The sequence below is a fragment of the Spongiimicrobium salis genome, from assembly GCF_043678055.1.
Classification (GTDB): Bacteria; Bacteroidota; Bacteroidia; order Flavobacteriales; family Flavobacteriaceae; genus Spongiimicrobium; species Spongiimicrobium salis.
The window spans coordinates 651,120-677,151 of record NZ_JBHEQA010000002.1; the positions used below are offsets into that span (position 1 = coordinate 651,120).

The 26,032-nt window shown below is 38.5% G+C and carries 20 protein-coding genes; 13 read left to right on the top strand and 7 right to left on the bottom strand.

The window, feature by feature from the left end:
- Positions 1 to 61 precede the first annotated feature (61 nt).
- Positions 62 to 1,126 carry a chorismate synthase gene (aroC, locus tag ACEXOE_RS12220; protein ID WP_394749088.1) on the bottom strand — a complete coding sequence of 355 codons (1,065 nt, stop codon included), beginning with the start codon at positions 1,124 to 1,126 and terminating at the stop codon, positions 62 to 64.
- A gap of 175 nt (positions 1,127 to 1,301) precedes the next feature.
- Between aroC and ACEXOE_RS12225 the strand changes: the two genes are divergently transcribed.
- A complete protein-coding gene (locus ACEXOE_RS12225; RefSeq protein WP_394749089.1) occupies positions 1,302 to 2,165 on the top strand; it encodes a UDP-2,3-diacylglucosamine diphosphatase in 864 nt (287 codons plus the stop codon).
- On the opposite strand, the gene ACEXOE_RS12230 is transcribed toward ACEXOE_RS12225, so the two are convergent.
- The gene (locus tag ACEXOE_RS12230) at positions 2,154 to 5,066 is read right to left on the bottom strand and encodes an FAD-binding and (Fe-S)-binding domain-containing protein (protein ID WP_394749090.1); all 2,913 of its coding nucleotides are present in this window, start codon (positions 5,064 to 5,066) and stop codon (positions 2,154 to 2,156) included. The genes ACEXOE_RS12225 and ACEXOE_RS12230 overlap by 12 nt on opposite strands.
- A 96-nt stretch (positions 5,067 to 5,162) precedes the next feature.
- On the opposite strand from ACEXOE_RS12230, the gene ACEXOE_RS12235 reads away from it, so the two are divergent.
- Both ACEXOE_RS12235 and ACEXOE_RS12240 read left to right on the top strand, forming a co-directional pair.
- On the top strand, positions 5,163 to 5,672 hold the full coding sequence (locus tag ACEXOE_RS12235) for a hypothetical protein (RefSeq protein ID WP_394749091.1): 510 nt from the start codon (positions 5,163 to 5,165) through the stop codon (positions 5,670 to 5,672).
- A gap of 107 nt (positions 5,673 to 5,779) precedes the next feature.
- A complete protein-coding gene (locus tag ACEXOE_RS12240; protein WP_394749092.1) occupies positions 5,780 to 6,886 on the top strand; it encodes a redoxin domain-containing protein in 1,107 nt (368 codons plus the stop codon).
- Between the two features lie 73 nt (positions 6,887 to 6,959).
- Here ACEXOE_RS12240 and ACEXOE_RS12245 read toward each other — a convergent pair whose 3' ends face one another.
- Both ACEXOE_RS12245 and ACEXOE_RS12250 read right to left on the bottom strand, forming a co-directional pair.
- Positions 6,960 to 8,606 carry an LVIVD repeat-containing protein gene (locus tag ACEXOE_RS12245; protein ID WP_394749093.1) on the bottom strand — a complete coding sequence of 549 codons (1,647 nt, stop codon included), beginning with the start codon at positions 8,604 to 8,606 and terminating at the stop codon, positions 6,960 to 6,962.
- Between the two features lie 144 nt (positions 8,607 to 8,750).
- Positions 8,751 to 9,401, bottom strand: a complete 651-nt coding sequence (locus tag ACEXOE_RS12250) for a rhomboid family intramembrane serine protease (RefSeq protein WP_394749094.1) — start codon at positions 9,399 to 9,401, stop codon at positions 8,751 to 8,753.
- A 60-nt stretch (positions 9,402 to 9,461) separates the two neighbouring features.
- Here ACEXOE_RS12250 and ACEXOE_RS12255 point away from each other — a divergent pair, with 60 nt between their 5' ends.
- Complete coding sequence (locus ACEXOE_RS12255) at positions 9,462 to 10,349, top strand: lysophospholipid acyltransferase family protein (RefSeq protein WP_394749095.1); 888 nt, start codon at positions 9,462 to 9,464, stop codon at positions 10,347 to 10,349.
- A 141-nt stretch (positions 10,350 to 10,490) separates the two neighbouring features.
- A complete protein-coding gene (locus tag ACEXOE_RS12260; RefSeq protein WP_394749096.1) occupies positions 10,491 to 11,294 on the top strand; it encodes an alpha/beta fold hydrolase in 804 nt (267 codons plus the stop codon).
- A 74-nt stretch (positions 11,295 to 11,368) separates the two neighbouring features.
- Here the strand turns inward: ACEXOE_RS12260 and glmM are convergent, their stop codons facing one another.
- Complete coding sequence (glmM, locus tag ACEXOE_RS12265; RefSeq protein WP_394749097.1) at positions 11,369 to 12,757, bottom strand: phosphoglucosamine mutase; 1,389 nt, start codon at positions 12,755 to 12,757, stop codon at positions 11,369 to 11,371.
- A 90-nt stretch (positions 12,758 to 12,847) separates the two neighbouring features.
- Between glmM and ACEXOE_RS12270 the strand changes: the two genes are divergently transcribed.
- From ACEXOE_RS12270 to ACEXOE_RS12280, 3 genes are read left to right on the top strand one after another with little or no spacing between them, the layout of a single operon-like run.
- Entirely contained in the window at positions 12,848 to 13,432 is a 585-nt protein-coding gene (locus tag ACEXOE_RS12270; protein WP_394749098.1) for an acyl carrier protein phosphodiesterase, read from the top strand.
- A 29-nt stretch (positions 13,433 to 13,461) separates the two neighbouring features.
- Entirely contained in the window at positions 13,462 to 15,156 is a 1,695-nt protein-coding gene (gene ggt, locus ACEXOE_RS12275; protein WP_394749099.1) for a gamma-glutamyltransferase, read from the top strand.
- A gap of 26 nt (positions 15,157 to 15,182) precedes the next feature.
- Positions 15,183 to 15,896: a hypothetical protein gene (locus ACEXOE_RS12280; RefSeq protein WP_394749100.1), complete on the top strand. Its 714-nt coding sequence runs from the start codon at positions 15,183 to 15,185 to the stop codon at positions 15,894 to 15,896.
- Between the two features lie 4 nt (positions 15,897 to 15,900).
- On the opposite strand, the gene ACEXOE_RS12285 is transcribed toward ACEXOE_RS12280, so the two are convergent.
- On the bottom strand, positions 15,901 to 16,662 hold the full coding sequence (locus ACEXOE_RS12285; RefSeq protein WP_394749101.1) for an XRE family transcriptional regulator: 762 nt from the start codon (positions 16,660 to 16,662) through the stop codon (positions 15,901 to 15,903).
- 127 nt (positions 16,663 to 16,789) lie between these two features.
- Here ACEXOE_RS12285 and ACEXOE_RS12290 point away from each other — a divergent pair, with 127 nt between their 5' ends.
- Positions 16,790 to 18,052 carry a putative DNA modification/repair radical SAM protein gene (locus ACEXOE_RS12290; RefSeq protein ID WP_394749102.1) on the top strand — a complete coding sequence of 421 codons (1,263 nt, stop codon included), beginning with the start codon at positions 16,790 to 16,792 and terminating at the stop codon, positions 18,050 to 18,052.
- 2 nt (positions 18,053 to 18,054) lie between these two features.
- A complete protein-coding gene (locus ACEXOE_RS12295; RefSeq protein WP_394749103.1) occupies positions 18,055 to 18,831 on the top strand; it encodes a TIGR03915 family putative DNA repair protein in 777 nt (258 codons plus the stop codon).
- A gap of 72 nt (positions 18,832 to 18,903) precedes the next feature.
- Here the strand turns inward: ACEXOE_RS12295 and ACEXOE_RS12300 are convergent, their stop codons facing one another.
- Positions 18,904 to 19,431: a hypothetical protein gene (locus ACEXOE_RS12300; protein WP_394749104.1), complete on the bottom strand. Its 528-nt coding sequence runs from the start codon at positions 19,429 to 19,431 to the stop codon at positions 18,904 to 18,906.
- A gap of 120 nt (positions 19,432 to 19,551) precedes the next feature.
- Here ACEXOE_RS12300 and uvrA point away from each other — a divergent pair, with 120 nt between their 5' ends.
- The 3 genes from uvrA (at position 19,552) to ACEXOE_RS12315 (ending at position 26,001) form a co-directional block, all read left to right on the top strand.
- The gene (gene uvrA / locus ACEXOE_RS12305) at positions 19,552 to 22,386 is read left to right on the top strand and encodes an excinuclease ABC subunit UvrA (protein ID WP_394749105.1); all 2,835 of its coding nucleotides are present in this window, start codon (positions 19,552 to 19,554) and stop codon (positions 22,384 to 22,386) included.
- Positions 22,387 to 22,448: 62 nt separating this feature from the next.
- Entirely contained in the window at positions 22,449 to 23,135 is a 687-nt protein-coding gene (locus ACEXOE_RS12310) for an LOG family protein (RefSeq protein ID WP_394749106.1), read from the top strand.
- 7 nt (positions 23,136 to 23,142) lie between these two features.
- Positions 23,143 to 26,001 carry a gluzincin family metallopeptidase gene (locus tag ACEXOE_RS12315; protein WP_394749107.1) on the top strand — a complete coding sequence of 953 codons (2,859 nt, stop codon included), beginning with the start codon at positions 23,143 to 23,145 and terminating at the stop codon, positions 25,999 to 26,001.
- The last annotated feature ends 31 nt before the right edge of the window (positions 26,002 to 26,032 follow it).

The window sequence follows — 26,032 nt, forward strand, 5'->3', positions numbered from 1 at the left end:
CATTTTAATTTTAGGATAGAAAGATACTATTTTGTATGGGAATGCGCCAAAAAAAGAAGGGCTATAATTTCACAACGCCATTAAGTAAAGTGTAATCGGCCAAAACCAAGGCTGCCATAGCTTCTACAATAGGTACTGCGCGAGGTACAACACAAGGGTCGTGACGCCCTTTTCCTTTAGTTTGCACCATATTTCCATCTTTGTCTATGGTTTCATAGGCCTGTATAATGGTGGCCACAGGTTTAAAAGCAACTTTAAAATATATGTCCATTCCATTGCTTATTCCGCCTTGTATTCCTCCACTGTGATTGGTCTTCGTTGTTCCATCCGTCCGATAGGAATCATTATGGGCGCTACCCTTCATACGTACACCTTCAAAGCCACTTCCATATTCAAATCCTTTTACCGCATTGATGGATAACATTGCCTTTCCTAGTTCTGCATGTAATTTATCGAATACAGGTTCCCCAAGACCAATAGGTACATTTTTAATGACACAACTAATAACGCCACCTATGGTATCCCCCTCTTTTCTAATTTCTTTGATATGATCTTCCATTAGCTTCGCCATGGCCACATCCGGACATCGCACAGGATTTGTTTCCGTAAGGGAGAAATCAAGTTTTTCATAAGGGGTATCCAATACAATATTCCCCACTTGAGAAACATAAGCGTTTATCGCTATTCCTTTTAGGAATTGTTTTGCTATGGCACCAGCAACTACTCTACTCGCTGTTTCCCGAGCAGAACTCCTTCCGCCACCGCGATAATCCCTAAACCCATACTTTTGATCATATACATAGTCGGCATGGGAAGGCCTGTAGGAATCCTTAATATGTGAATAATCATGGGATTTTTGATTGGTATTTCTTATGGCAAAACCAATAGGGGTGCCCGTAGTCTTTCCTTCAAAAATTCCTGAAAAAAACTCTACGGTATCGGGCTCTTTTCGCTGGGTAACGATAGCTGATTGTCCGGGTTTCCGACGTTCCAGTTCTTTTTGGATCTGGTCCAAATCAAGTGTGATTCCAGAAGGACAGCCATCCAGAACACCGCCAATGGCAACGCCATGGGATTCTCCAAAAGTGGTTAATTTAAATAGTGTTCCAAAGGTATTTCCAGCCATATCGTTTGTTCCTGCTTAAAGCTGGTAAAGGTAAATTTTAAATTAGCTAAAACCAAAATTTCACCACCTACTTAATATCTAGTTAATATACAGTCTATTAAGCTTAACCTTTTATTCATTGTATCCTGACCTGCAATTTATACCAGCAGGTTTATTTTGTAGGAAAATATTTGAATTGAAGAAAAGATCAATTGAACTAGCCGTAATCTCCGATGTCCACTTAGGGACCTACGGCTGTCATGCCGAAGAGCTGATTGCTTACCTCAATAGTATTTCCCCAAAAAAGTTAATACTGAACGGGGATATCATTGATATTTGGCAGTTTAGTAAACGCTACTTCCCTTCTTCTCATTTAAAAGTTTTAAAAAAAATCATTGGAATGGCCTCTAAAGGCACCGAAGTGTATTACATCACGGGCAATCATGATGAAATGCTCCGTAAATTTAGTGATACCGAAGTAGGCAATTTTACTCTGGTTAATAAATTGGTTTTGGAATTGGATGGAAAAAAAGCATGGTTCTTTCACGGAGATATTTTTGATGTTTCCATTCAAAATGCCAAATGGTTGGCAAAACTCGGAGGATATGGCTATGACATTCTGATACTCTTGAATAAATTCATGAATTGGATTCTGGCAAAATTGGGAAGGGAAAAATATTCTTTATCAAAAAAAATAAAGCATAGTGTAAAAGGGGCAGTACGCTATATTTCCAATTTTGAGAAAACCGCAGTAGATCTGGCGTTGAACAATGGCTATGACTACGTAGTTTGTGGACATATACACCAACCAAAAAAGGAAATACATGTTTCAAAAAATGGAAAATGCACCTATCTTAATTCCGGGGATTGGGTAGAAAACCTAACCGCCTTGGAATATTCCTTTAAACGTTGGAAGATCTACAAATACAGTCACGATAAGTTATTGCCTTTCTTTGTTGATGAAGATATCAAGGAAATGGACGTTAATGAGCTCATTGCCTCCATTATGTCCAATGAACCGAAACCAAAATCGCATAAGGACAAAGAATCAATTGAGTAAGGCTTCTTTCAATATAGATATGGGATGCATTGCCTTTCTGGAAGTACCATCCAATATTTGATGCCTACAACTGGTGCCATTGGCCGCAATAACAACTTCTTGGGGTGTTTTCCGAATGGCGGGAAACAATTTCAACTCTCCTACTTGCATGCTCAATTCATAGTGTTCTTTTTCGTATCCGAAGGATCCAGCCATGCCACAACACCCCGAAGCAATAATAGAGACCGAATAATTTTTTGGCAGGTTGAGAATGTCAAAGGTTACTTTTTGATTGGATAAGGCCTTTTGATGACAATGATTATGGATTTTAATTACTTTCTGTTTTTCCGTAAAATGCTGCGCATTAATATTCCCAAGTTCAATTTCATTCGCTAAAAATTCCTCTATTAAAAACACATTTTTGGCAATACCATCTATCACGGTCTTATCTTGGACAAATCTCTTATATTCATCTCTAAAACTTAGAATTGCTGAAGGCTCTAAACCAACTATTGGCATTTCGTCCTTCGTGAATTGCTCTAATTTCTTTATATTGGCTAGGGCTATTTTTTTTGCTTGTTTCAAAAAGCCTTTGGACAAAAACGTCCGACCGCTTTCTGCATAGAATAGATTTACGCGATACCCTAATCCTACCAATACATCAATAGCATCTTTTCCAAGTTCCGTATCTAGATAATGCGTAAATTCATCAATATATAAAATTACCTCTTTTTTATATTTAATATCCTTTTTATCAATGTTTTGAAGATATTTATTAAAATTAAAACTTGAAACTTTTGGAAGAGATCTTTCTAAAGCTACCCCAGAGGTTTTTTTAATGAATTTTCCCAGAATTTTGGAGTCATAAGTCTTATTGGTCAGCCAAGCCACTTTACTTCCCATTCGATTCATTCGCGTGCTATAGGCAAACAGTTTACTGCGAGTAGAATATCCGTTCTCCTCTTGATATTGATATAGAAATTCCGCTTTCAAAGTTGCAATATCCACATTGCTGGGGCATTCACTGGAACAGGCTTTGCAACTGAGACAAAGGTCAAAAACATCTTTTAGAGCCTCCTCGTTAAAAGCATTTTCTTTATTGGAAGTTGTCAAGAATTCCCTAAGGGCATTGGCTCGCCCTCTAGTGGTATCTTTTTCGCTCTTTGTCGCATGATAACTTGGACACATAGCCCCCGATACCTTATGCGTTTTTCTACAATCCCCGCTACCATTACATTTTTCGGCAGCTTTTAAAATACCTTCGCTATCGGAAAAATCTAGTAGCGTTGCAATCTTGGGCTCTTCCCGATCGATTTCATAACGCAGGGATTCGTCCATCGGATAAGCATCCACTATTTTTCCGGGATTAAATATATTCTGGGGATCAAAATAAGATTTTATGCGCCTTAGGAGTTCATAGTTCCTCTCTCCGATCATTAAAGGGATAAATTCAGCCCTTACTATTCCGTCACCATGTTCTCCACTGAAAGAACCTCTGTATTTCTTAGTAAGCTTGGCAACATCTGTAGTGATGGCTCTAAACAGCGTAACATCCTCTCTTTTTTTAAGATTTAATATTGGTCTAAGATGTAGTTCCCCAGCACCTGCATGCGCATAATAAACTGCTTGCTGCTTATACTGCTCCATAATTTCGCTGAATTCCCCAATAAAGTCTTTCAAGTCTTCCAGAGCTACAGCGGTGTCTTCAATACAGGCAACAGCTTTCCTGTCCCCGATCATATTGCCCAGTAGTCCTAGACCGGCTTTGCGCAATTCTATAGCTTTTCGGATATCATCACCCTTTAGGATGGCATTGGCATAACTTAAACCTGAATGATCCAAACTTTGAAGAAGGGTATCTGATTTTAATTGAAGCTCTTCTGGACTGTCTGCCTTGAACTCCAACATCAACAGGGCTGCTGGATCCCCTTCTACAAAAAACCGGTTTGCCAGTTGCGCCCTATTATTTTTTGTGCAGTCCAAAATGACCTTATCCATCATTTCACATAAATGTAAATCGTGTTTCATTACAGGGACTACATCATTCAGGCAATCTTCCAAACTGGTATAATGCGTAACGATCATCGCAGAATAGCTTGGAGGAACAACATCCAATTGTAAGGTAATTTCTGTAGTAAAGGTTAAAGTTCCTTCGCTTCCACTAAGAAGATCACATAGATTTATAGCTGGTTCCTCCCCGCCAAACAAATTACTTTTCAAGAGTTCATCAACGGCATAACCCGTGTTTCTCCTATGGATTTCAGCTTTAGGAAATTCTGAACGAATACTATCTTGTAAATCTTTGTTTTTTAATTCATTAAATACATTATTATAAATATTTCCTTCAAATGTGTCCAATGTCCTTTTTTGATGAAACTCTTCAATGCTCAGCGCCCCAAAACTTGCTTCACTACCATCCGCCAGCAAAGTCTTCATAGCCACAATCTTATCCCTGGTTACCCCATATTGAATAGAAGTAGTGCCTGAAGAATTATTGCCTACCATTCCTCCGATCATACAGCGGTTTGAAGTGGAAGTATTCGGTCCAAAAAACAGCTGGTGTTCTGCTAAATATAGATTCAGTTCATCACGTATCACTCCGGGTTGCACTGTAACTTGCTTCTTGGCGATATCAAGATCGACGATTTTTGTGAAATATTTTGAGACATCCACGACAATCCCATCACCTACGCATTGTCCGGCCAAAGAGGTACCTGCCGTTCTGGGAATGATGGAAGCATTATTTTCCTTGGCAAAAAAAATAATTTTTTTCAGGTCTTGAACGGTTTTCGGATAGGCTACCGCAAGGGGGACTTTCCTATACACGGAGGCATCTGTGGCATATAATCTCGTTGTAAGTTCATCCGTCAACAACTCTCCTTCCAGGTCGTTTTTAAGACCTTCAAATACATTTTTATTCACCTTGGAACAATTTTTGGATATAAAAGTAAGTTTTTATTAACTGAAGACCATGATGGCAATCCAATTTTAAACTTTTAACAAAAAAAGACGAAACTTATGAAAATCTTTAAATTTTTTAGCGCTATTCTTTTGTTTTCCATGGCTAGCGTAAATGCTCAAGAAATATCGGATCACACCTTAGGACTACGCTTAGGGGATAGTGACGGTTTTGGTGCAGAAATTTCGTATCAAAAATCCATTGCAAGGTACAATCGTGTGGAATTCAATTTGGGTTGGCGCGACAATCGTAATTTTGATGCCTTTAAAATTTCTGGAACCTACCAATGGGTACATACACTTGATGGCAATTTTAACTGGTATTACGGCTTTGGAGGAGGCCTGGGGAGTGTGGATTTTGAGCCTATATCCGATAATAATGGAGGTTCAGTAACACCTGATGGGGGATTGTTTGTATTTGCGGCCGGGGATATTGGCATAGAATATAATTTTGATATTCCCCTATTGATCTCGCTTGATTTTAGACCGGAAATCGGTTTAATTGGTTTTGATAATTTCTCGGATAATTTTGATTTTGACATTGCTCTGGGAATCCGATATCAATTCTAGAACAACACTTGTTTCTTTTAATACTGCCCTTAACACTATAACAGTTTGTTAAGGGCTTTTTTTATACGCTTTATAATAAGTACATTTGTTCCTTTAAAAATTTCCACATGAAAAAGTTTGCTTTGATTATATCTGCGGTTCTAATACTAGCAGCATGTAACACCAGTACGGAAGGATTTACGGTTAATGGTACGTTAAGCGGAGAAGTAAAAGACAGTACTAAAATATTTCTTCGAAAAACAGATTCCCTGAACAAATTAGTAGAGGTTGACACTACTGTGATTAAAGATGGAAAATACGAGTTTACAGGAATTGCGGATTCCCCGGAAGTCTACTTCGTATTTGTTGATCAACTCCCCGGAAACATTCCCTTTATTCTTGAAAACGGTGATATTACAATCAAAGCACAAAAAGACAGTTTGTTTTTCGCAAAATTAAGTGGCACGCCACAGAACGAAATTTTTGCAGGTTTTTTAAAGGAGACCAGAGAACGTGCCCAAAAGGGACAATCTATCTCTGTAGACATTCAACGAGCAAGTGCTGAGAAAAATCAGGATAAACTCATTGCCTTGCGGGATGAATATTTTGAATTACAACAAGAAGCAAAGGATTTCGAGGCCGACTTCATAAAAAAGAACCCCAATGCCCTTATTGCTGCATTTTTGATCGATCGTGCACTTTCCGGAAAATTACTTCCTGAAAATGAAGTCCGTGAGCTATACGAAGCACTTACACCTGAAATTAAACAAACTTCTATTGGAAAAGCATTAAAAGGAAAATTGGATAAAACCAAAAGCACTTCAATAGGTTCAAAAGCGCCTAACTTTTCTGCACCTACCCCGGAAGGAGAGCCACTGGCATTAAATGATGTTTTAGGAAAGGTAACCATTGTTGACTTCTGGGCGGCATGGTGTCGTCCTTGTCGGGTTGAAAACCCCAATGTTGTACGTATTTATAATGAATACCATGATAAAGGGTTAAACATCATGGGCGTTTCTTTAGATCGTCGTGCCGAGGACTGGAAAAAAGCCATTTTAGATGATGGGTTAACTTGGAACCACGTTTCCAATGTAGATTACTTTGATGAAATTGCCCGTTTATATAATGTAAATGCTATTCCAGCTACATTTATATTAGACGAAAAAGGGGTTATCGTGGCAAAAGATTTAAGAGGTGATGCCCTAGAGGAAAAAATTGCCAGTATGTTGCAATAAACAGAATAGCTTAACATAAAAAAAGCCTGTGCACTTGAATAGTGTACAGGCTTTTTTACTTTTTCTATTTTATTTAGAATTTGTTTGCTACGTCATCAAAAGTACCAGTGACTGTGGTATTCCCATTTCTTATTACATCACCAATAACATTTACAACAGAACTATCTCCTAAAAATTCAAGGGTAGCCCCATCATTCAATATCAAATCTCCAAAGATGGTCAAATTTCCTTCCACTCTGAACGTTGCGCCGTTATCCACGATAATATTTTTTCGATCCCTATTACGACCAACCACAAAAGTTCCATTCATTTCGAACAATGCGTTTGCACTGATATCAACATCATTCCTAACGGTCCATGACCCACATAAGAGCAAAGCACCTTTAATATCCAATTCTGAAAATCTAGCACTTCCTGTATACGCCAGGTCTTCATCTTCCTCTACAGTAAGATTTCTTCCTCTATTGTATAGTGGCAGGGAAATACAACGTTCTACAAGACTTGCAGAAGGCCTGTTTAATTTTATAATTTGCAATCCAGCTTTACCCGAAGCTGCAAAGAGATAATCTCCTTTAGATTCAACATAATTAATGGATCCATTCAGTTCCAATATCCCTACAACATCCATTGCGTTGTTATCATCATTTTCCGTAACACAAAGTCCTGCTCCCCCATTGGCCATGAACACAACATCTCCATTGGCACTAATGGCATTGGTTACAATATCGCTCTGGGCTACATCAGCAGGATTCACCAAAATGGGAATACGCTCTAGGAAATCCCCTGTATTATAGTCATAAACCCCAGCACCATTGGCTCCTTCAGATACAATTACCCTATTTTCAAAAAAGTCCATTGTTCTTTTGGAGGCTATTCCAAAATCGGCATTAATTGGGATTTCACGGGCTATGTCGTAATTTCCATCTAGGATGTTAACGCCAACACTAGCATCTAAAACGGCAATTTTATCGCCATCGATGGCCAACGATCTTAAATCGGCAAAAGAGTAGGTATTGACCAAAGTTAAGTCAGATTTCCGATACGCTGCCAGTACGCCATCTTTTCCACTGGTTACCAATACTTCATTGGCTGTGGTCTTGATATCTGTGCCTACAAAACCTTCCTGAAAACCAAAAGGAACACCGGCATTAATATTGAAAAAGCCGCCAGAAGCTTCTATTTTACCTACAAAGGAGTTGTTTTCTATGGTTGGAGATAATTCTGAATTGAATCCACCAACAACATAAGCAAATCCATTGTCAAAGCGTATGGCATTGACATCTGCATTATTGAAATTTAATCGAGAACGCAAGACCGGATTATTAGGGTCGCTAATATCAATTATATCAGCACCTCCTGCATATCCATCTTCTACAGTATTATAGGATACGTATGCATAATTACCATCGATGTGGACGTGGGATGCCGTAAGATTCTCTCCGCCAGAAAATGAAGGAGGATCTATTTGTGCCACTAAAGTCAAAGGATAGCCATTGGCCAATTCTTCAGGAGTTTTAGAGGACAAGCCTGTCCCATTGATGGTTTCTTCATTTAGAAGATCCAACACCCCTGCATCGTCAAAATTAACACTGTTCGCAAGTGCCTGTTGACTAGGTTGCAATTGTAAATCATCTTGAGTTTCGTTGAAAACGGTTGTTTCATCACTACATGAGGAAACAAGTAGCAGCAAGGCCACTACAAGGAGGGGAAATTTATTCATAGTTTAGTAGGTTTAATTAGATTTGGGCTCTAATACAACGTCGAAAGTAGGAAAATTATATAATTGGCACTTATTTTTTCGACCAACTGCACGGTTTTATGGGATATACTGCTATTTTAAGGACTTCATTTTCAGATAATATACTTAAATTTTGCCCATTTTTTGAAGAATAACAAAAATAATTATTGGAATTGCCAGCAAAATAACCATCAAAGTATCCGAACTAAAAAGTTCTGGTTTAAAAAACAAGGTAGCGACATAGCCTCCCACAGCGCCACCGAAATGGGCAGTATGCCCAATATTCCCTACTCTATTCTTCATACCATATATGGTATACAATAAATATCCTATTCCAAAAACATAACTCGGAATGGGGATGGGAAGAAAAATAAAGGCAATGGATTTTTCAGGTTGTAATAGAATGGCTGCATATAAAATACCCATTACGGCGCCACTTGCCCCTACCGCGCTATAATAGGATTCGTTCCTGTGAAAGAAAAGTGCCAATAAACTTCCCGCAAGTAAACTTATCACATAAATCCCTATATATTTTATAGGCCCAAAATCTGCAATGACCACATCGGCAAAGAAATACAGGGTAAGCATATTAAAAAAGAGGTGCATATAATCCACATGAAGAAAACCTGAAGTGAACATCCGTTCATTTTGTCCGGAACGTATAGAGCCAATTTCAAATTTAAAACGTTCCAAAAAAGAGCGATCTTCGAACCCTTTAAGAGAAACTATAACGTTTGCCGCTATGATTACAATAGTAGCGATATGCAAATTATTCATCTATGATGCCATTAAGTATCGTTTCAAATATAGTTATATTTGCCCATATTTTTTGATCGAATGCAGCTATTGGTTTTTATTCTTGCCTACCCTATTCTTTGGTTAATCTCAAAGTTGCCCCATACCCTATTCTATTTCTTTTCGGATGTGATTTTTGTGTTTATGTATTATGTTGTAGGCTATCGCAAAAAAGTAGTTTACGATAATTTAAAATTGGCTTTTCCGGAAAAAGACGGTGCGGAACTTAAGGTTATTCGAAAGAAGTTCTATCATCATTTATGCGATGTGTTTCTAGAAATGATAAAAACGATGGATTTATCCAAAGATGATATCAAAGCGAAGTACCAGATTACGAATATGGAGTTGGCGCAAGAGACCGAAAAAGAGAAAAGCATTTTGGTAGCACTTACCCATTACGCCAATTGGGAGTGGACCACTAGTGTAAATAATTATATAAAAGCCAATGGTTATGCCATTTATCAAAAAATCGGAAATAAATATTTTGATCGTTTGGTACAACGCATACGTGCTCGGTGGAACACCTACCCCATTACCCAGCAGGATACCGTAAAAACATTGATACGGAATGAACAAAAGGGCATAAAGGGGGTTTATGGTATTGTGAGCGATCAATCTCCCATGGTCTCCAAAGCAAAGTACTGGAGTAATTTCATGGGAATCAAAGTGCCCATCTTCAATGGTACTGAAGCATTGGCAAAAAAATTAGACCTTCCTGTTTTCTTTATGAAAGTATCCAAAATAAAGCGTGGTTATTACCGTGCTACTTTTATTCCTATTACCATGGCCGGAGCAAGTACGTCAAAAAATGAAATTACCGAGGCCATTATTAAGGAAACGGAGAAACAGATACGGGAATGTCCCGAGCACTATCTATGGACCCATAAACGCTGGAAGCATAGAAATAAGGTGCCAGAGGCCTTTAAATAAGCAAGTATATCTTATTTACTTCGACTGAGCGAATAACATAAATATTATCTTTATAACATGAGTATCCTTAAACGATTCAAAAAAAGATATTTTATTCTAGCCGGCATTACTGCATATGTATTATTCAATTCCTCTTGTTTAATGATGAGAACATCAAAAAAAGAGACCAAAAAGCTATTTTTGGAGGAAAACATCAGCTATCAGGATACCGTAGTCTCTATACAGGGTAGGAAGATCCATTACCTGCAGACAGGACGGGTTGATGCTCCCACTTTGGTCTTTGTTCACGGATCTCCAGGGAGTTGGGATGCATTCAAAGGATATTTAATGGATAAAGATCTTTTAAAGAGATACCGAATTATTGCTATGGATAGACCAGGTTTTGGGTATAGCAATTTTAGACGAAGTTTAGGGCTTTTGCCCCAAGCAAAATTATTGAACGAATTGCTGGCGCGATTGGATAATGGTGCCCCCTACACCCTTTTCGGTCATTCTTATGGTGGACCTTTAATTGTGCAAATGGCATTGGATAAGCCGCAATTGTATTCAAATTTGGGCATTTTGGCGGGAGCCTTAGATCCGGATGCGGAAAAACCCGAACGTTGGCGGTACCCTTTTAGAGCTTTTCCGTTAAAATATATCGTCCCGGGAGCGCTCAGGCCTTCCAATGATGAATTGATATTGTTAAAAAAAGAATTGAAAAATTTAAAAGGGAACTTTGAAAACCTAACACAAAATATTCTTATCATTCATGGAACGGACGACAAACTGGTTCCTTATCAAAACGTTCCCTATATGGAAAAGGAATTTACAGCTGCAGAAACACTCAAAGTGATTACATTAGATAAGCAAAATCATTTTTTCATTTGGTCCGAAAAGCCATTTGTAATTAAAAGTATATTAGAATGGCTATCCGGATTGGAAACCGCTAAAAAAGTAAATTGATTTTATCTAAAAATTTAATTATAAGATATTTAAGTAAATTACTTAATCTTTTAATTTAACCTCTTATCACCTAACTATATTCCCGCAATAGCTTTGATTTCTGCAATTATGGTATCTGCCAATTCATTGGCCAAGTCCTGAGTTTTAGCCTCCGTATAAATCCGAATAATAGGTTCTGTGTTGGACTTCCTAAGATGCACCCAGTTCTCTGGAAAATCAATTTTAACACCATCTATAGTACTCACATTTTCGTGTGCGTACTTCTCTTCCATAGCCTTTAAAAGCCCATCAACATCCAATTCTGGTGTGAGCTGAATTTTCTTCTTGCTCATGAAATATGATGGGTAACTTGCTCTAAGCGCTGCTACGCTCCCCCCCTTTTCGGCCATAAGCATTAAAAATAAAGCGGTACCTACCAGAGAGTCTCGCCCGTAGTGGCTTTCTGGGTAAATAATTCCTCCATTCCCTTCTCCTCCGATAATAGCATTATTGGCCTTCATTGCAGCAACTACATTTACTTCGCCCACTGCTGCTGCTTCATAAGTTCCTCCATGTTTTTCCGTGATATCCCTTAAAGCCCTTGAAGAAGATAGGTTGGAAACCGTATTACCCTTTGTTTTCCCCAACACATAATCTGCACAGGCTACCAAAGTGTATTCTTCTCCAAACATTTCACCATCATCGCTGATAAACGCAAGGCGATCAACATCGGGATCCACAACAATACCAAAATCCGCTTTTTCTTTCACCACCAGCTCACAAATATCACCTAAATGTTCTTTTAAAGGTTCTGGGTTATGCGGAAAATGACCTGTAGGTTCACAGTATAATTTTACCACTTCTACTCCTAGCGCTTCCAGCAATTTGGGAATGGCAATGCCTCCGGTGGAATTTACACCATCTACAACCACCTTGAATTTAGCAGCTTTAATAACTTCTGCGTCCACTAAGGGCAAATCCAAAACTTCGTCGATATGGATGTCTATATAAGCATCATTTTTCGTGATTTTACCCAAATCATCCACTTCAGAGAATACAAAATCCTCTTTTTCTGCAATTTCCAATATTAGCGCTCCTTGTGCCGCATCTAAAAACTCTCCTTTCTCATTTAATAGCTTCAGTGCATTCCATTGCTTAGGATTGTGACTAGCGGTTAATATGATACCTCCATCGGCTTGCTCCAAAGGAACCGCAACTTCAACGGTAGGGGTCGTTGAAAGCCCTAAATCAATAACATCAATCCCCAACCCTATTAGGGTAGATACTACCAGGTTTTGAATCATTTCCCCTGACAAACGGGCATCTTTACCAATGACTACGCTAAGTTTTTCTTTTTTGGAATACCCTTTTAACCATATTCCATATGCTGCTGCAAATTTCACTGCATCAATTGGGGTAAGATTTTGGTGAGGCGCTCCTCCTATTGTACCTCGTATTCCTGAAATTGATTTGATTAATGTCATGTATCTAAAAAGTTTTTGCAAATATATCGATCTAATGTTAAACTATGTTTCCGAATTCGTAAATTCGAAGCAAAGATTATTAACATTTCTATGAATTTTTTGGCGCATATCTATCTCTCTTTTAATGATGATGAGATTACTTTAGGAAATTTTATTGCAGACAGTATCAGAGGAAATAAATTTGGGCATTTGCCAGAAAAAGTTCAAAAAGGAATTTTACTGCACCGGCATATTGATACCTTCACTGATTCCCATAAAACTGTACGTATGAGCACCAAAAGACTACACAAGAACTACAGTCATTATAGTGGTGTTATCGTAGATATTTTTTACGATCATTTTTTAGCGAAGAATTGGAACCAATATTCTGAAACACCTCTGGATGTTTATGTGGATTGCTTCTATGACTTACTTGAGGATAATTATGCTATTTTGCCGGAAGGTATACGCCGTATGATGCCCTATATGATAGCGGACAATTGGATCTATAGTTATGCGAAAATGGATGGAATTGCCAAGGTGTTGAATGGAATGAACCGACGAACCAAGAATAAATCCAAAATGAATTTCGCCATTATCGACTTGGAAGAGCATTACAATGATTTTGAGCGGGAGTTCACTTCTTTTTTTGAAGAATTGATTATCTTTTCCAAGCAAAAATATAAGTCACTTTAACGCATTCTCATATAAAACCAGCACATCCCATGAAAAGAATTACGCTTCTCGCCTTAATTTGCCTATTTCTATGTACAAATTGTAAAAAAGAACCTGCACTCCCTACCGGGGTAGTTTCCAAAAATGCCATGGTGGTATCTGCACGGGAAGAAGCTTCCAAAATTGGTAGTGCTATTTTAGAGAAAGGCGGAAATGCCTTTGATGCCATGGTGGCTACTGAAATGGCCTTGGCCGTGGCTTATCCTTTTGCAGGAAATTTAGGCGGTGGAGGTTTCATGGTCTACCGTAAAAGTAACGGAGATATTGGTGGGTTGGATTATAGAGAGAAAGCACCCTTATCGGCCCACAAGGATATGTATTTGGATTCCCTAGGAAACGTCATTCCCGGAAAAAGTACGGTAGGCGCTACTGCTGTTGGTGTTCCAGGGACGGTAGCAGGCATCTTTGAAGTTCATAAAAAATTTGGATCGCTCTCCATAGAAGAAATATTGACCCCAGTTATTGAATTGGCCGAAAAAGGGGTATTGGTCACTGAAAATCAAGCCAGGCGTCTCGCCAATGTAAAAGAGGCTGTCGTTGCGGTTAATGGCGATAGTACACTGTTCGCAAAAGATTTTTCCAGGGGAGACAAGATAATGTATCCTGCTCTGGCAAATACGCTAAGGCAATTGGTAAAAAATGGTCGGGATGAATTTTACAAAGGGGAAACAGCAAAAAAGTTGGCCGCTTTCATCCAAGAAAAAGGAGGTTATGTTACCGAAGAGGACTTAGAAAAGTATGAAGCCGTATGGCGGCAACCTGTAGTATTTAAATATAAGGATTTAAAAATTATATCCATGAGCCCTCCAAGCAGTGGCGGCGTTACCATGAATCAAATTTTCAAAATGATAGAGCCTTATGATGTAGCGGATTATGGACATAATAGCGCCAAAACGATTCAGTTATTTACCGAAGCTTCCAGAAGGGCGTATGCCGATCGAAATTATTATTTGGGAGATCCAGATTTTGTAGATATTCCATTGGATGTCCTGTTGAGCACGCCTTATTTGGAAGATAGGATGGCAAATTTTTCCTTTGACAAAGCCACAAAATCTTTGGAAGTAGAAAGAGGTAATGTTCAAATTGTTGAAAGTAATGAAACCACACACTATTCCATTGTTGATCAAGAAGGAAATGCAGTCTCAGTAACTACAACCTTAAATGGGGCATTCGGATCTAAATTATACCATGATGAACTTGGTTTTTTTCTGAATAATGAGATGGACGATTTTAGCGCAAAACCAGGAGTACCCAATATGTTTGGACTTATTGGGGCCGATGCGAATAGTATTGCTGCCGAAAAACGAATGTTGAGCAGTATGACACCAACAATTGTTGAAAGGGACGGGCAGTTATGGTTGGTAGTAGGTACCCCGGGAGGATCTACTATTATTACTGCAGTGGCACAAACCATACTAAATGCCTATGAATTTAATATGAGTATGCAAGAAGCGGTAAAAGCGCCTCGCTTTCATCATCAATGGTTGCCCGATGCGGTAATTTTTGAACCCAATGGGTTTTCGGATCAATTGAAATCGGAATTAAAAGCTAAATCGTACATCATTAATGAGGAACGCACTCCAATTATTGGAAAGGTTGACGCCATTCGAGTATTGCCCGACGGTTCTCTTGAGGGAGGAGCCGATCCGCGGGGTGATGATACTGCAGTAGGATTCATGCCATAATTTACCATATCAAAGCACCCAAAACCATGAAGAAATTTTTTAAAATCCTTTTGAAAACCCTAGTAGGCCTTATTGGTGTTTTCCTATTGGTTTTTGTTGTGCTGTATCTTATATACAATGAAAGTGTTCCAGAAATGAAACCTAGTCCTGAAGCGGATATGTATGCCAATAAAATGTTGAACGCTTTAAACTATGATTCGTATAAACAAACTCGTTTTTTAGAATGGTCCTTTAGAAATGGGGCGCACCGTTACCTTTGGGATAAGGAAAATGGCAGAGTGAAAGTATCATGGAGTACCTATGAGGTTAATCTTCATTTAACCAATAAAACGTATAGCACGGTTTTTAAGAATGGTATTGTGGTCAAAGGAAAAGAAAAAAACAGGTTGATCACAAAGGCCACAACACTCTTCAACAATGATTCTTTTTGGTTGGTAGCTCCCTTTAAAATCTTCGACAAGGGTACGGAACGCAGTATTATTACTATGAAAGATGGTTCAAGGGGACTGTTGGTGCACTATTTGGAGGGAGGGGATACTCCTGGAGATGTGTACCTATGGCGATTAAACCAAGACGGAACACCAAAAAGCTACCAAATGTGGGCAAAAATTATCCCTATTGGGGGTATTGAAGCTACTTGGGAAGAATGGACCGAAATGGAAAGTGGTATCTTACTACCGCAATCCCATGACTTAGGACCATTGACCTTGGATATGGGAGCTATAAAAGCGTATAATTAAAAACTTAGTGTTTCACCTGTTTTAATTGGCTCTTTAATTCTTCCATAGATTCTTGTAATTGACGTAATAGGCCTTTTTCGGTTGTGGCATCCACACTAAAGGTTATTTTACTGCTTACCTGCCATATTTCCTGAATCTGAAAAGGTTTGATTTCGTAGGGTGGATAGGTTTCGTTCAAAGAAATTAAAGTAACATTATTGGAGTTGGGGCGCTTTTCCACTTTTTTAACCAATACGGCATCCTGTAAAACCACAACATACATCTTATTAGGGCTAACATCATCGATATGCTCTATGGCCTTGGCAAGGACCCATTCCCCTGGCCTTAAATTAGGCAACATACTATCTCCTTCTACCTGAAACCCACGATAAGTAGCATTTCTAAATTCCGGTAAGGGAAGATCGAAAGCCGGTAGTTGACGATACCAACTCGTATCCTGAATATTTTGTGGATAGCCTGCAGCCGCTTTTGCATTGACCAAAACCATATTTTCGTTTTCTCCAGCATCTACAGTAACCACTTTTGGAATAACACTGGTGTTTGTAGTAGCCAAATATTTTTGCTCACTGTCTCCAAAAAGCCATAAAGGATTTATTTTAAATTGCCGTAACAATTCAGAAACTACTTTTCCAGACAATTTTGTACGCCCACGCTCAATATCGGCAGTAGTACTGGAAACACCCAGCAATTTGGCAAAATCCGCTTGAGTATACCCTAATTCACGGCGTATTTCAATAAATCGTTTTAATGTTAATTCGTTTTCCATAGGTTCGGACTATCACATTGTTCTCTGCTCAAATATACAAAAATAGGAATATATCCAAAAATAAATTGGAATATTTCCATAATTAGGAATTTTTCCATAATTTTGGATTAATTACTAATTACAGCTTATGTCATTTGATCGAATACGGGAAAAATTAAACATCTTGGCAGATGCCGCGAAATATGACGTTTCTTGCTCAAGCAGTGGCAGTAAACGGGTTAATAATACAGGAGGTCTGGGAGATAGTTCTGGCATGGGGATTTGCCATTCTTATACGGAAGATGGACGTTGTGTTTCCCTCTTGAAAATCTTATTGACCAATCATTGTATTTTCGATTGTGCCTATTGCGTTACGCGAAAAAGCAATGATATTGAGCGAGCTGCCTTCAAAATACAGGAAGTGGTTGACTTAACCATTAATTTTTATCGTAGAAACTACATCGAAGGTCTTTTCCTGAGTTCAGGTATTTTCAGTAATCCCGACTATACCATGGAACGCTTGGTCAAAGTGGCTAAAAAACTACGCTTGGAAGAAAATTTTAATGGATATATACATCTTAAATCCATTCCGGGAGCGAGTGATGAACTGATGCGGGAGGCTGGATTATATGCAGACCGCCTTTCCGTGAATATTGAAGTACCCACTATTTCAGGATTAAAACTATTGGCCCCGGATAAGAAGCACGAAGATTTTATAAAGCCCATGCGTAAAGTCAAAAATGAAATCATGCAATACACTTCTGAAAAGAAGAAGTTTAAAAGTGTACCGACCTATGCTCCTGCTGGGCAAAGCACGCAGATGATTATTGGAGCTACGGGAGAGTCCGATAAAGATATCATGTATACTGCAGCACACTATTACAACAATTTCAATATGAAGCGGGTTTACTATTCGGGCTATGTTCCCGTGACCCATGACGAGCGTCTCCCTGCCATTGGGTCACAAGTTCCCATGCTCCGGGAAAACAGATTGTATCAGACCGATTGGTTAATGCGTTTTTATGGCTTTGGCATAAAAGAATTGCTAAATGATACCCATCCTAATCTGGATATTGACGTAGACCCAAAATTAGGGTGGGCCTTACGTAATCTCAATATGTTTCCCATTGATGTCAATAAGGCCGACAAAAGTATGTTAGCAAGAATCCCGGGAATGGGAATGAAATCGGTCTACAAAGTTATCCAGGCCAGACGGTATCGAAAACTACATTGGGATCATCTCAAAAAAATCGGTGTCGCGTTGAACAGAGCAAAATACTTCATTTTATGTGATTCCCGGCATTGGGAGCATAAGGATATGGACGCTCCCAAAATTAAAGGGCTCATTCTACAAAATTCAGTAGGAAAGTTTAGAAATCAATACAGCACACAATTAAGTTTATTCAATTAATTATGGAAAATGCAAAAATTTTAATCTATGATGGTAGTTTTAATGGATTTTTAACGGCCATTTTTGTCGCTTTTGACGAAAAAATCCCTGTATCGGATATTCAAAAAAACACCAAGGTCCAGCGGGGACTCTTTTCCGATAATGAAACCGTATTCACTCAAATGGACAAGGCCAAACGTGTTTGGAATGGGATCAAAAACAAAAGTCATACCGCTATTAAGGATATTTATTTTGCATTCTTAAGTGAAACAAAAGATATTGAACACCTACTCTATCGGTATATCAGAAAGTTGTTTGCGGCAACGGCCACTTCGCATTCCAATTATGCAGATCCCTTGGTATTAAAAATTAGTCAATTGGCAAGATCCGTGGGACGGGAAAAACATCGGATGGAAGCTTTTGTTCGTTTTCAATTGACCAAAGATGAAATCTATTTTGCCAATATTGAACCTGATTTTGATATTCTTCCCCTAATATCCAAGCATTTTAGGAATAGATACGCAGACCAACAATGGATTATCTATGATATAAAACGTTCTTATGGGTTGTATTATAATCTAAATACTGTAGAAATCATTGCCCTTGATTTACAGGATATCCACACCAATAGCATTCGTAAAAGTGATACTTTTTTGGATTCGGAATACGAATATCAATCCCTTTGGCAAGACTACTTTAAGAGCACTAATATCAAATCTCGTATCAACAATAAATTACACCAACAACATGTTCCAAAACGTTATTGGAAATACTTGAGTGAAAAAAAAGCCGTGTCCTAATAATACCAACGCTTCGTGCTGTTGCTATGCCAAAATAAGAGCTTTCAAGGCCTAGCTTTGCTCTAAATTAAGCTATTTGGAACGTTCGCCTATAAACTGATCGCTCTGATTTTTAAAGAGAACATTGAAGGTTGTTAAACTTCCATATATGCGGGTAATATATTGTTGGAGATCTACTTTTTCCTGATCATCCAAATTTTTGCTGGAGTTTATTTTTTGTTCCATCACCCGTATGCGATCTCGCACCATGACTATTTTATGAAAAAAAGTATTGATTGGGATTTCCTTAGTGCTTAGGTTTTCATTTCCAGGTTGTAATATTAGTGTACCTCCCTTCCATTTATCTGCAATTGGAGATATCTGACTCGTATCGCTCCATCGTCTTAAAATGGAAATAAGGGATTGTTCTACTTCCGAAAAGCTAATGGTATCCACTTCGTCCTCTACGGCTTCAATAACCTCAATATCTTCATCAAGCTCAATAGTTTCAAGTCCATTTTCCATAAACGTGACCCAATAGTGTTTGGAAGTAACATTCGTTACCACACCTTTTCCGTATTCTTTATGCTGTATTCTTGATCCAATTCCTAAAAGTTGCATATGTTGTATTTAAAATTATGCCGCTAATTTATAGCTACACTTTTAATTAACAAAAAACTAAATCGTGCGTACTTTATTTTTAGTTGCCAAAACCGTAACTTCGCAATCTTGCTAAAAAAGATGATAAATTACGAGGAAAATATTGAGGTTAAAGGAGCTAGAGCACACAACCTCAAAAATATAGACGTTACTATTCCAAGGGAAAAATTAGTGGTTATTACCGGTCTTTCGGGTAGTGGCAAATCCTCTTTGGCTTTTGATACCATTTATGCCGAAGGACAGCGCAGATACATTGAAACCTTCTCTGCTTATGCGCGTCAATTTCTTGGAGGCTTGGAGCGTCCGGATGTAGATAAAATCGATGGCTTATCGCCCGTGATCGCTATTGAGCAGAAGACCACTTCCAAATCTCCTCGTTCTACCGTAGGTACCATTACGGAAATCTATGATTTTCTAAGACTTCTATATGCGAGAGCGGCAGATGCCTATAGCTATAATACCGGTGAAAAGATGGTAAGTTATAGCGATGAGCAAATAAAAGAATTGATTATTGCTTCTTATCAGGGGAAAAAAATAAATATTTTAGCCCCGGTCATTCGTTCTAGAAAAGGGCATTATCGGGAATTGTTCGAACAAATTGCGAAACAAGGTTTTGTCAAAGTTCGTGTAGATGGAGAAATCAGGGATATTGTCAAAGGAATGAAAGTGGATCGGTACAAAGTCCACGATATTGAAATTGTGATTGACCGATTAAAAGTTGCTGATGGTGCAGATTTGGATAAAAGATTGAGCGAAACCATCAATACGGCAATGTATAGTGGCGATGACATTCTCATGGTTCTAGAAGAAGGAGCCAAAGAACCTCGTTATTTCAGTAGGGATTTAATGTGTCCTTCCACCGGAATATCGTATCCAAACCCTGAACCCAATACCTTCTCTTTTAACTCTCCCAAGGGAATGTGTGGGGAATGTAGCGGAATTGGTCACGTATATCAGGTGAATCCTGATAAAATTTTTCCCAATAAAAAGCTATCTATCCATGACGGGGGTATTGCACCTCTTGGAGAATATAAAAAGTCATGGGCCTTTAAACAAATTGAAACGATTGGGAGTCGCTATAACTTTGAACTTACCACTCCAATTCATGCTATTCCTGACGAAGCCATGGAAATTATTCTGAATGGAGGTAAAGAACGTTTTGAAGTAGATTCCAAGACTTTAGGCATAAAACGGGAGTATAAAATAGATTATGAAGGAATTTCCAATTTCATTAAAAATCAATACGAAGCCTCGGATTCTACTTCTCTCAAACGTTGGGCAAAAGAGTATATGGACAGGGTATTATGTCCGATATGTAGTGGTTCCCGCTTAAAGAAAGCTTCTTTAAATTTCAAATGCGACCATAAGAATATTGCGGAGTTGGCAGATATGGATATTACAGAACTTGCCGCTTTTTTCAATGCACTATCGGATAAATTGGATGGCAAACAGCTGAAAATTGCCGAAGAAATCATCAAGGAAATCAAAACCCGTATTCAATTTTTATTGGATGTGGGCTTAGATTATCTTTCCCTTAATCGGAGTTCCAAATCCCTTAGTGGCGGTGAAGCCCAACGTATTCGACTTGCCACGCAAATAGGATCTCAACTGGTAGGCGTACTGTATATCTTGGACGAACCAAGTATAGGCCTGCACCAAAGGGATAATGAACGTTTGATCCGTTCTTTGGAGTCTTTACGGGATATTGGAAATTCCGTAATTGTAGTGGAGCACGACAAGGATATGATCGAACGGGCCGATCATGTCATTGACATTGGCCCTAAAGCAGGAAAACATGGCGGGGAAATCATTTCTGAAGGAAAACCTTCGGAATTGATAAATTACCATACCTTAACGGCCGATTATATTACCGGAGTAAAGCAGATTGCAGTACCCAAGAAAAGAAGAAAAGGAAATGGAAAAAAAATCACCTTAACCGGCTGCACGGGGAACAATCTAAAAGATGTTACGGTCACCTTTCCGTTGGGGAAAATGATCGGGGTAACCGGAGTATCGGGAAGTGGAAAATCTACCTTGATCAATGAAACCCTCTACCCCATTATGAATGCCTATTATTTCAATGGAGTAAAAAAACCAATGCCGTATAAAAAAATACAAGGCTTGGAGGCCGTTGATAAAGTCATTGACATCAATCAATCCCCTATCGGCAGAACGCCAAGATCCAATCCCGCAACCTACACAGGAGTCTTTAGTGAAATTAGATCTCTTTTTGCGAAAACTCCAGAAGCGGCCATACGAGGTTACAAACCTGGTCGTTTTAGCTTTAATGTCAAAGGAGGACGATGTGAAACATGTCAAGGAGGAGGATTACGGGTTATTGAAATGAATTTTCTTCCCGACGTATATGTGGAATGCGAAACCTGTCATGGAAAACGTTTCAATAGGGAAACGCTGGAAATACGGTACAAAGCAAAATCGATTTCCGATGTTTTGGAAATGACGATCAATGAAGCGGTAGGGTTCTTTGAAAATATTCCTAAAATACATCGAAAACTAAAAACGATTCAAGATGTAGGTTTGGGCTATATTTCACTGGGGCAGCAATCCACCACTTTATCTGGCGGAGAAGCGCAACGGGTAAAATTGGCTACCGAGCTCTCCAAGAGAGATACTGGAAACACCTTTTATATTCTAGATGAACCCACTACCGGTTTACATTTTGAAGATATTAGAGTTTTAATGGAAGTTTTGGATAAATTGGTAGACAAAGGTAATACTGTCCTTGTTATTGAACACAATATGGATGTGATTAAAATGGTAGACCATATCATTGATATTGGCTATGAAGGTGGACGTGGTGGCGGTATGGTTGTCGCTAAGGGCACCCCGGAGGAAGTTGCCCGAGATAAAAAAAGCCATACTTCAAAATTTTTGAGAAAAGAATTGAACGCATAGCCCTTATTTTTCGTACATAAAAACAACTAAACGCAAACAACAACAAAATAACAAAGGTTACAATGAGAAAAGAGCAACATCATAAAGGGTGGAACGAAATAAAAACAAATGATTCATGGGCATTGTTTAAGATCATGGGCGAATTCGTGAATGGTTTTGAAAAAATGAGTGCCATTGGTCCCTGTGTATCCATCTTTGGATCTGCACGAACCAAAGAAAATGATCCTGAATATAAGCTGGCGGTACAAATTGCCGAAAGCGTTTCCAAAGCTGGTTATGGTATTATTACCGGAGGTGGCCCTGGTATTATGGAGGCGGGTAATAGAGGGGCGCATTTGGCCGGAGGTACTTCCGTAGGCCTAAATATAGAATTGCCTTTTGAACAGCATGACAATCCCTATATTGATGGAGATAAAAGTTTGGATTTTGATTACTTTTTTGTTCGGAAGGTAATGTTTGTAAAATACTCCCAAGGATTTGTGGTGATGCCCGGTGGTTTTGGTACATTGGATGAACTTTTTGAAGCCATCACCTTGATTCAAACCAATAAAATTGGAAAATTCCCCATTATTCTAGTAGGAAAGGGTTTTTGGAAAGGCCTTATGGACTGGATAAAAAATACCATGCTGACCGGTGGAAAAATAAGTCCTGGAGACCTTGATCTCATTAAAATAGTAGATACTGCAGATGAAGTTGTAGATATCATTGATGCCTTTTACAAAGGCCATACATTAAGCCCTAATTTCTAATCCTATTATGCCCCAAAAAAAGCATCATTATTTATCGTATTGGCTCGTATTCTTGCTATTTATTCTAGGAGTAAATGCTTCAAATGGCCAGCACACCAACATAATGAATGCTACTTTGGATGACGATACCAAGACAATTCGCATTAAACAAGAGTTCACTTATCTGAACTCTTCAAAGGACACCTTAAATACCATCTATTTCAATGATTGGAATCATGCGTATTCCGATAAGAACACCCCTTTGGCAAAACGTTTTGCGGAACAATTCAAAAAAAGTTTGCACCTAGCCAAAGACAAAGACCGTGGTAGAACGGATATTGTTAGTGTGGTCACTAAGAACCATGTTGGCCTCAAATGGGAGCGCACCAAAGAGCTGGATGTCGTAAAATTGGAATTGGAGACACCTATAGCCCCATGGCAATCCACTACGGTTTTTTTAACTTATACTGTAAAATTGCCCCCAAGAAAATATACGGCCTATGGGTATTCTAGTAATAGCCGTTACTATCTTAAGGATTGGTACCTCACTCCTGCAGTGTATAGAGATGGAGATTGGTTATTGTATTCCAACAAAGACTTAGAAGATTTGTATACCGGAATCACAAATACTACTATAAATTTTACATATCCACAGGACGTTTTTTTGAATACAAATTTGGACAAAGGCAGTATTTCCAAATTGCAGCAAGGGCAACATACGACAATAACTGGAAAACTTAGGAAGAGTTGCGAAATTATTTTATACCCCAAAAAGAGGTTCACAAAGCATGTCACCGAGCATTTAACGGTAGAAACCGATATTGAAGCGACAAAATTTAATGAAATCATGCAAGGGGTTTCTGTAAATAAAATTTCGGAATTTATTTATGACAATTTAGGCGCGTACCCTCATGAGACCTTATTGGTAAGCGAAATAGATTATGCAAAGAATCCCTTGTATGGAATTAATCAATTGCCTTCTTTTGTGCGTCCTTATGAAGAACAATTTCAATTTGAACTGAAGTTTCTAAAAACTGCTTTGGCCAGTTTCTTAAGGGAAACCATGTTTCTTGATACCCGTAAAGAATATTGGGTAAACGATGCCCTGGTAAATTATTTGATGATAGACTATGTGGACACCTACTACCCAAAGCAAAAACTTTTGGGGAAATTATCCAAAATTTGGGGTGTTCGCGGATTCCGGTTGGCACAATTGGATTTTAACGATCAGTATGCCTTTCTTTATATGTTCAGTGCAAGGAAAAACACCGATCAATCCTTGATCACTTCCAATGACTCCCTTATCAAATTCAATCATAAGATTGCAAACAGATACAAAGCAGGACTTGGAATAGCTTACTTATCGGAGTATCTAGGCAAGCAACAGGTAGATCAAAGTATAAAAACCTTCTATCACAATTTTAGCTCCAAGCCTTCTACCGCTGCCAATTTCAAGGCCATATTGGAGGGACATGCAGATCAAAATATAGATTGGTTCTTTAGTGATTACATCTCCAGCGAGAATCAGATCGATTTTAAAATTGAAAATGTCGTTAAAAGTGAGGATTCCATCCAGATTACCTTAAAGAATAAATTGGGTACTAATGTTCCTATTTCCGTTTTTGGACTTCAAAAAGATTCTGTAGTATCCAAATACTGGTTTAAGGATATTGTCACGGAAAAAACATTTACGGTACCAAGAAATGGGGAAGATAAATTGGTCTTGAATTATGATCAGAAAATTCCGGAATTTAACCAAAGGGATAATTGGAAAACCCTAAATGGTGGTTTTTTAAGCGGTAATAAAAAATTAAAAATACAATTCTTTAGGGACGCAGAGGACCCTTATTATAATCAATTATTTTATGTCCCCGCATTTATTTTCAATGCCAATGATGGTATTACCCCAGGTCTTAGAATTACCAACAAAACCCTTTTGGAACGCCCTTTTTTATTTAATTTCAATCCCTCCTATTCCTTTAACGAAAAAGCTTTTGTAGGTTCGGGTGGCTTTAGTTATCGAAAGTACCATGGAAAAAGTGGATTTTTTCTTTCCCGATACTCCTTAGGAGGGTCTACCTTTCATTTTGCCGAGAATTCGCGCTTCTTTACCTTGACACCTGCGATTAGTTTTGCTTGGAGGCCCGATGACCTTATATCTAACGAAAGACAATCCCTGATTTTTAGATGGGTGAACATTTTTAGAAATGCAGATGAAAATCTAAGTGATCAAAACCTCAATCTTGAAGATCAGCCCGATTATAGTGTGATAAATGCCCGTTTCCGTAGTTCCAATACAGGAATCATTGATTTCCGTTCTTGGTTTGTGGATGCACAGCATTCTGTCGACTTTTCAAAAATTGCTTTCAATTGGGAATACCGAAAGTTATTTAAGAACAATAGGCAATTAAATCTTCGTTTCTTCGCTGGTAAATTTCTACGAAATCGGACGGAATCCGATTTCTTTAGTTTTGCTTTGGATAGGCCCACAGATTATCTTTTCGACTTCAATTATTTGGCGCGCTCTGAAGATTCTGGGATATATGGACAACAAATTATTATTGCCGAAGGTGGATTTAAGTCACAATTGGAAAATCCATTTGCCAATGATTGGTTGACCACTGTAAACGTCAGTGGTAATGTTTGGCGATGGGTAGAACTTTATGGTGATGTCGGACTTTTGAAAAATAGAGGAGTCAACACTCGTTTCGTATATGATTCCGGAGTTCGACTAAATTTTGTTACGGATTTCTTTGAACTTTATTTCCCGGTATATTCCAACAATGGATGGGAAATTGGGGAAGATAATTATGCCGAAAGAATACGTTTTGTGGTCACCTTAAGTCCAAAGACACTTATCCGATTATTCAATAGAAAATGGTTTTGATTTTTTAGACTATTGCTAAAAAATAGACGTT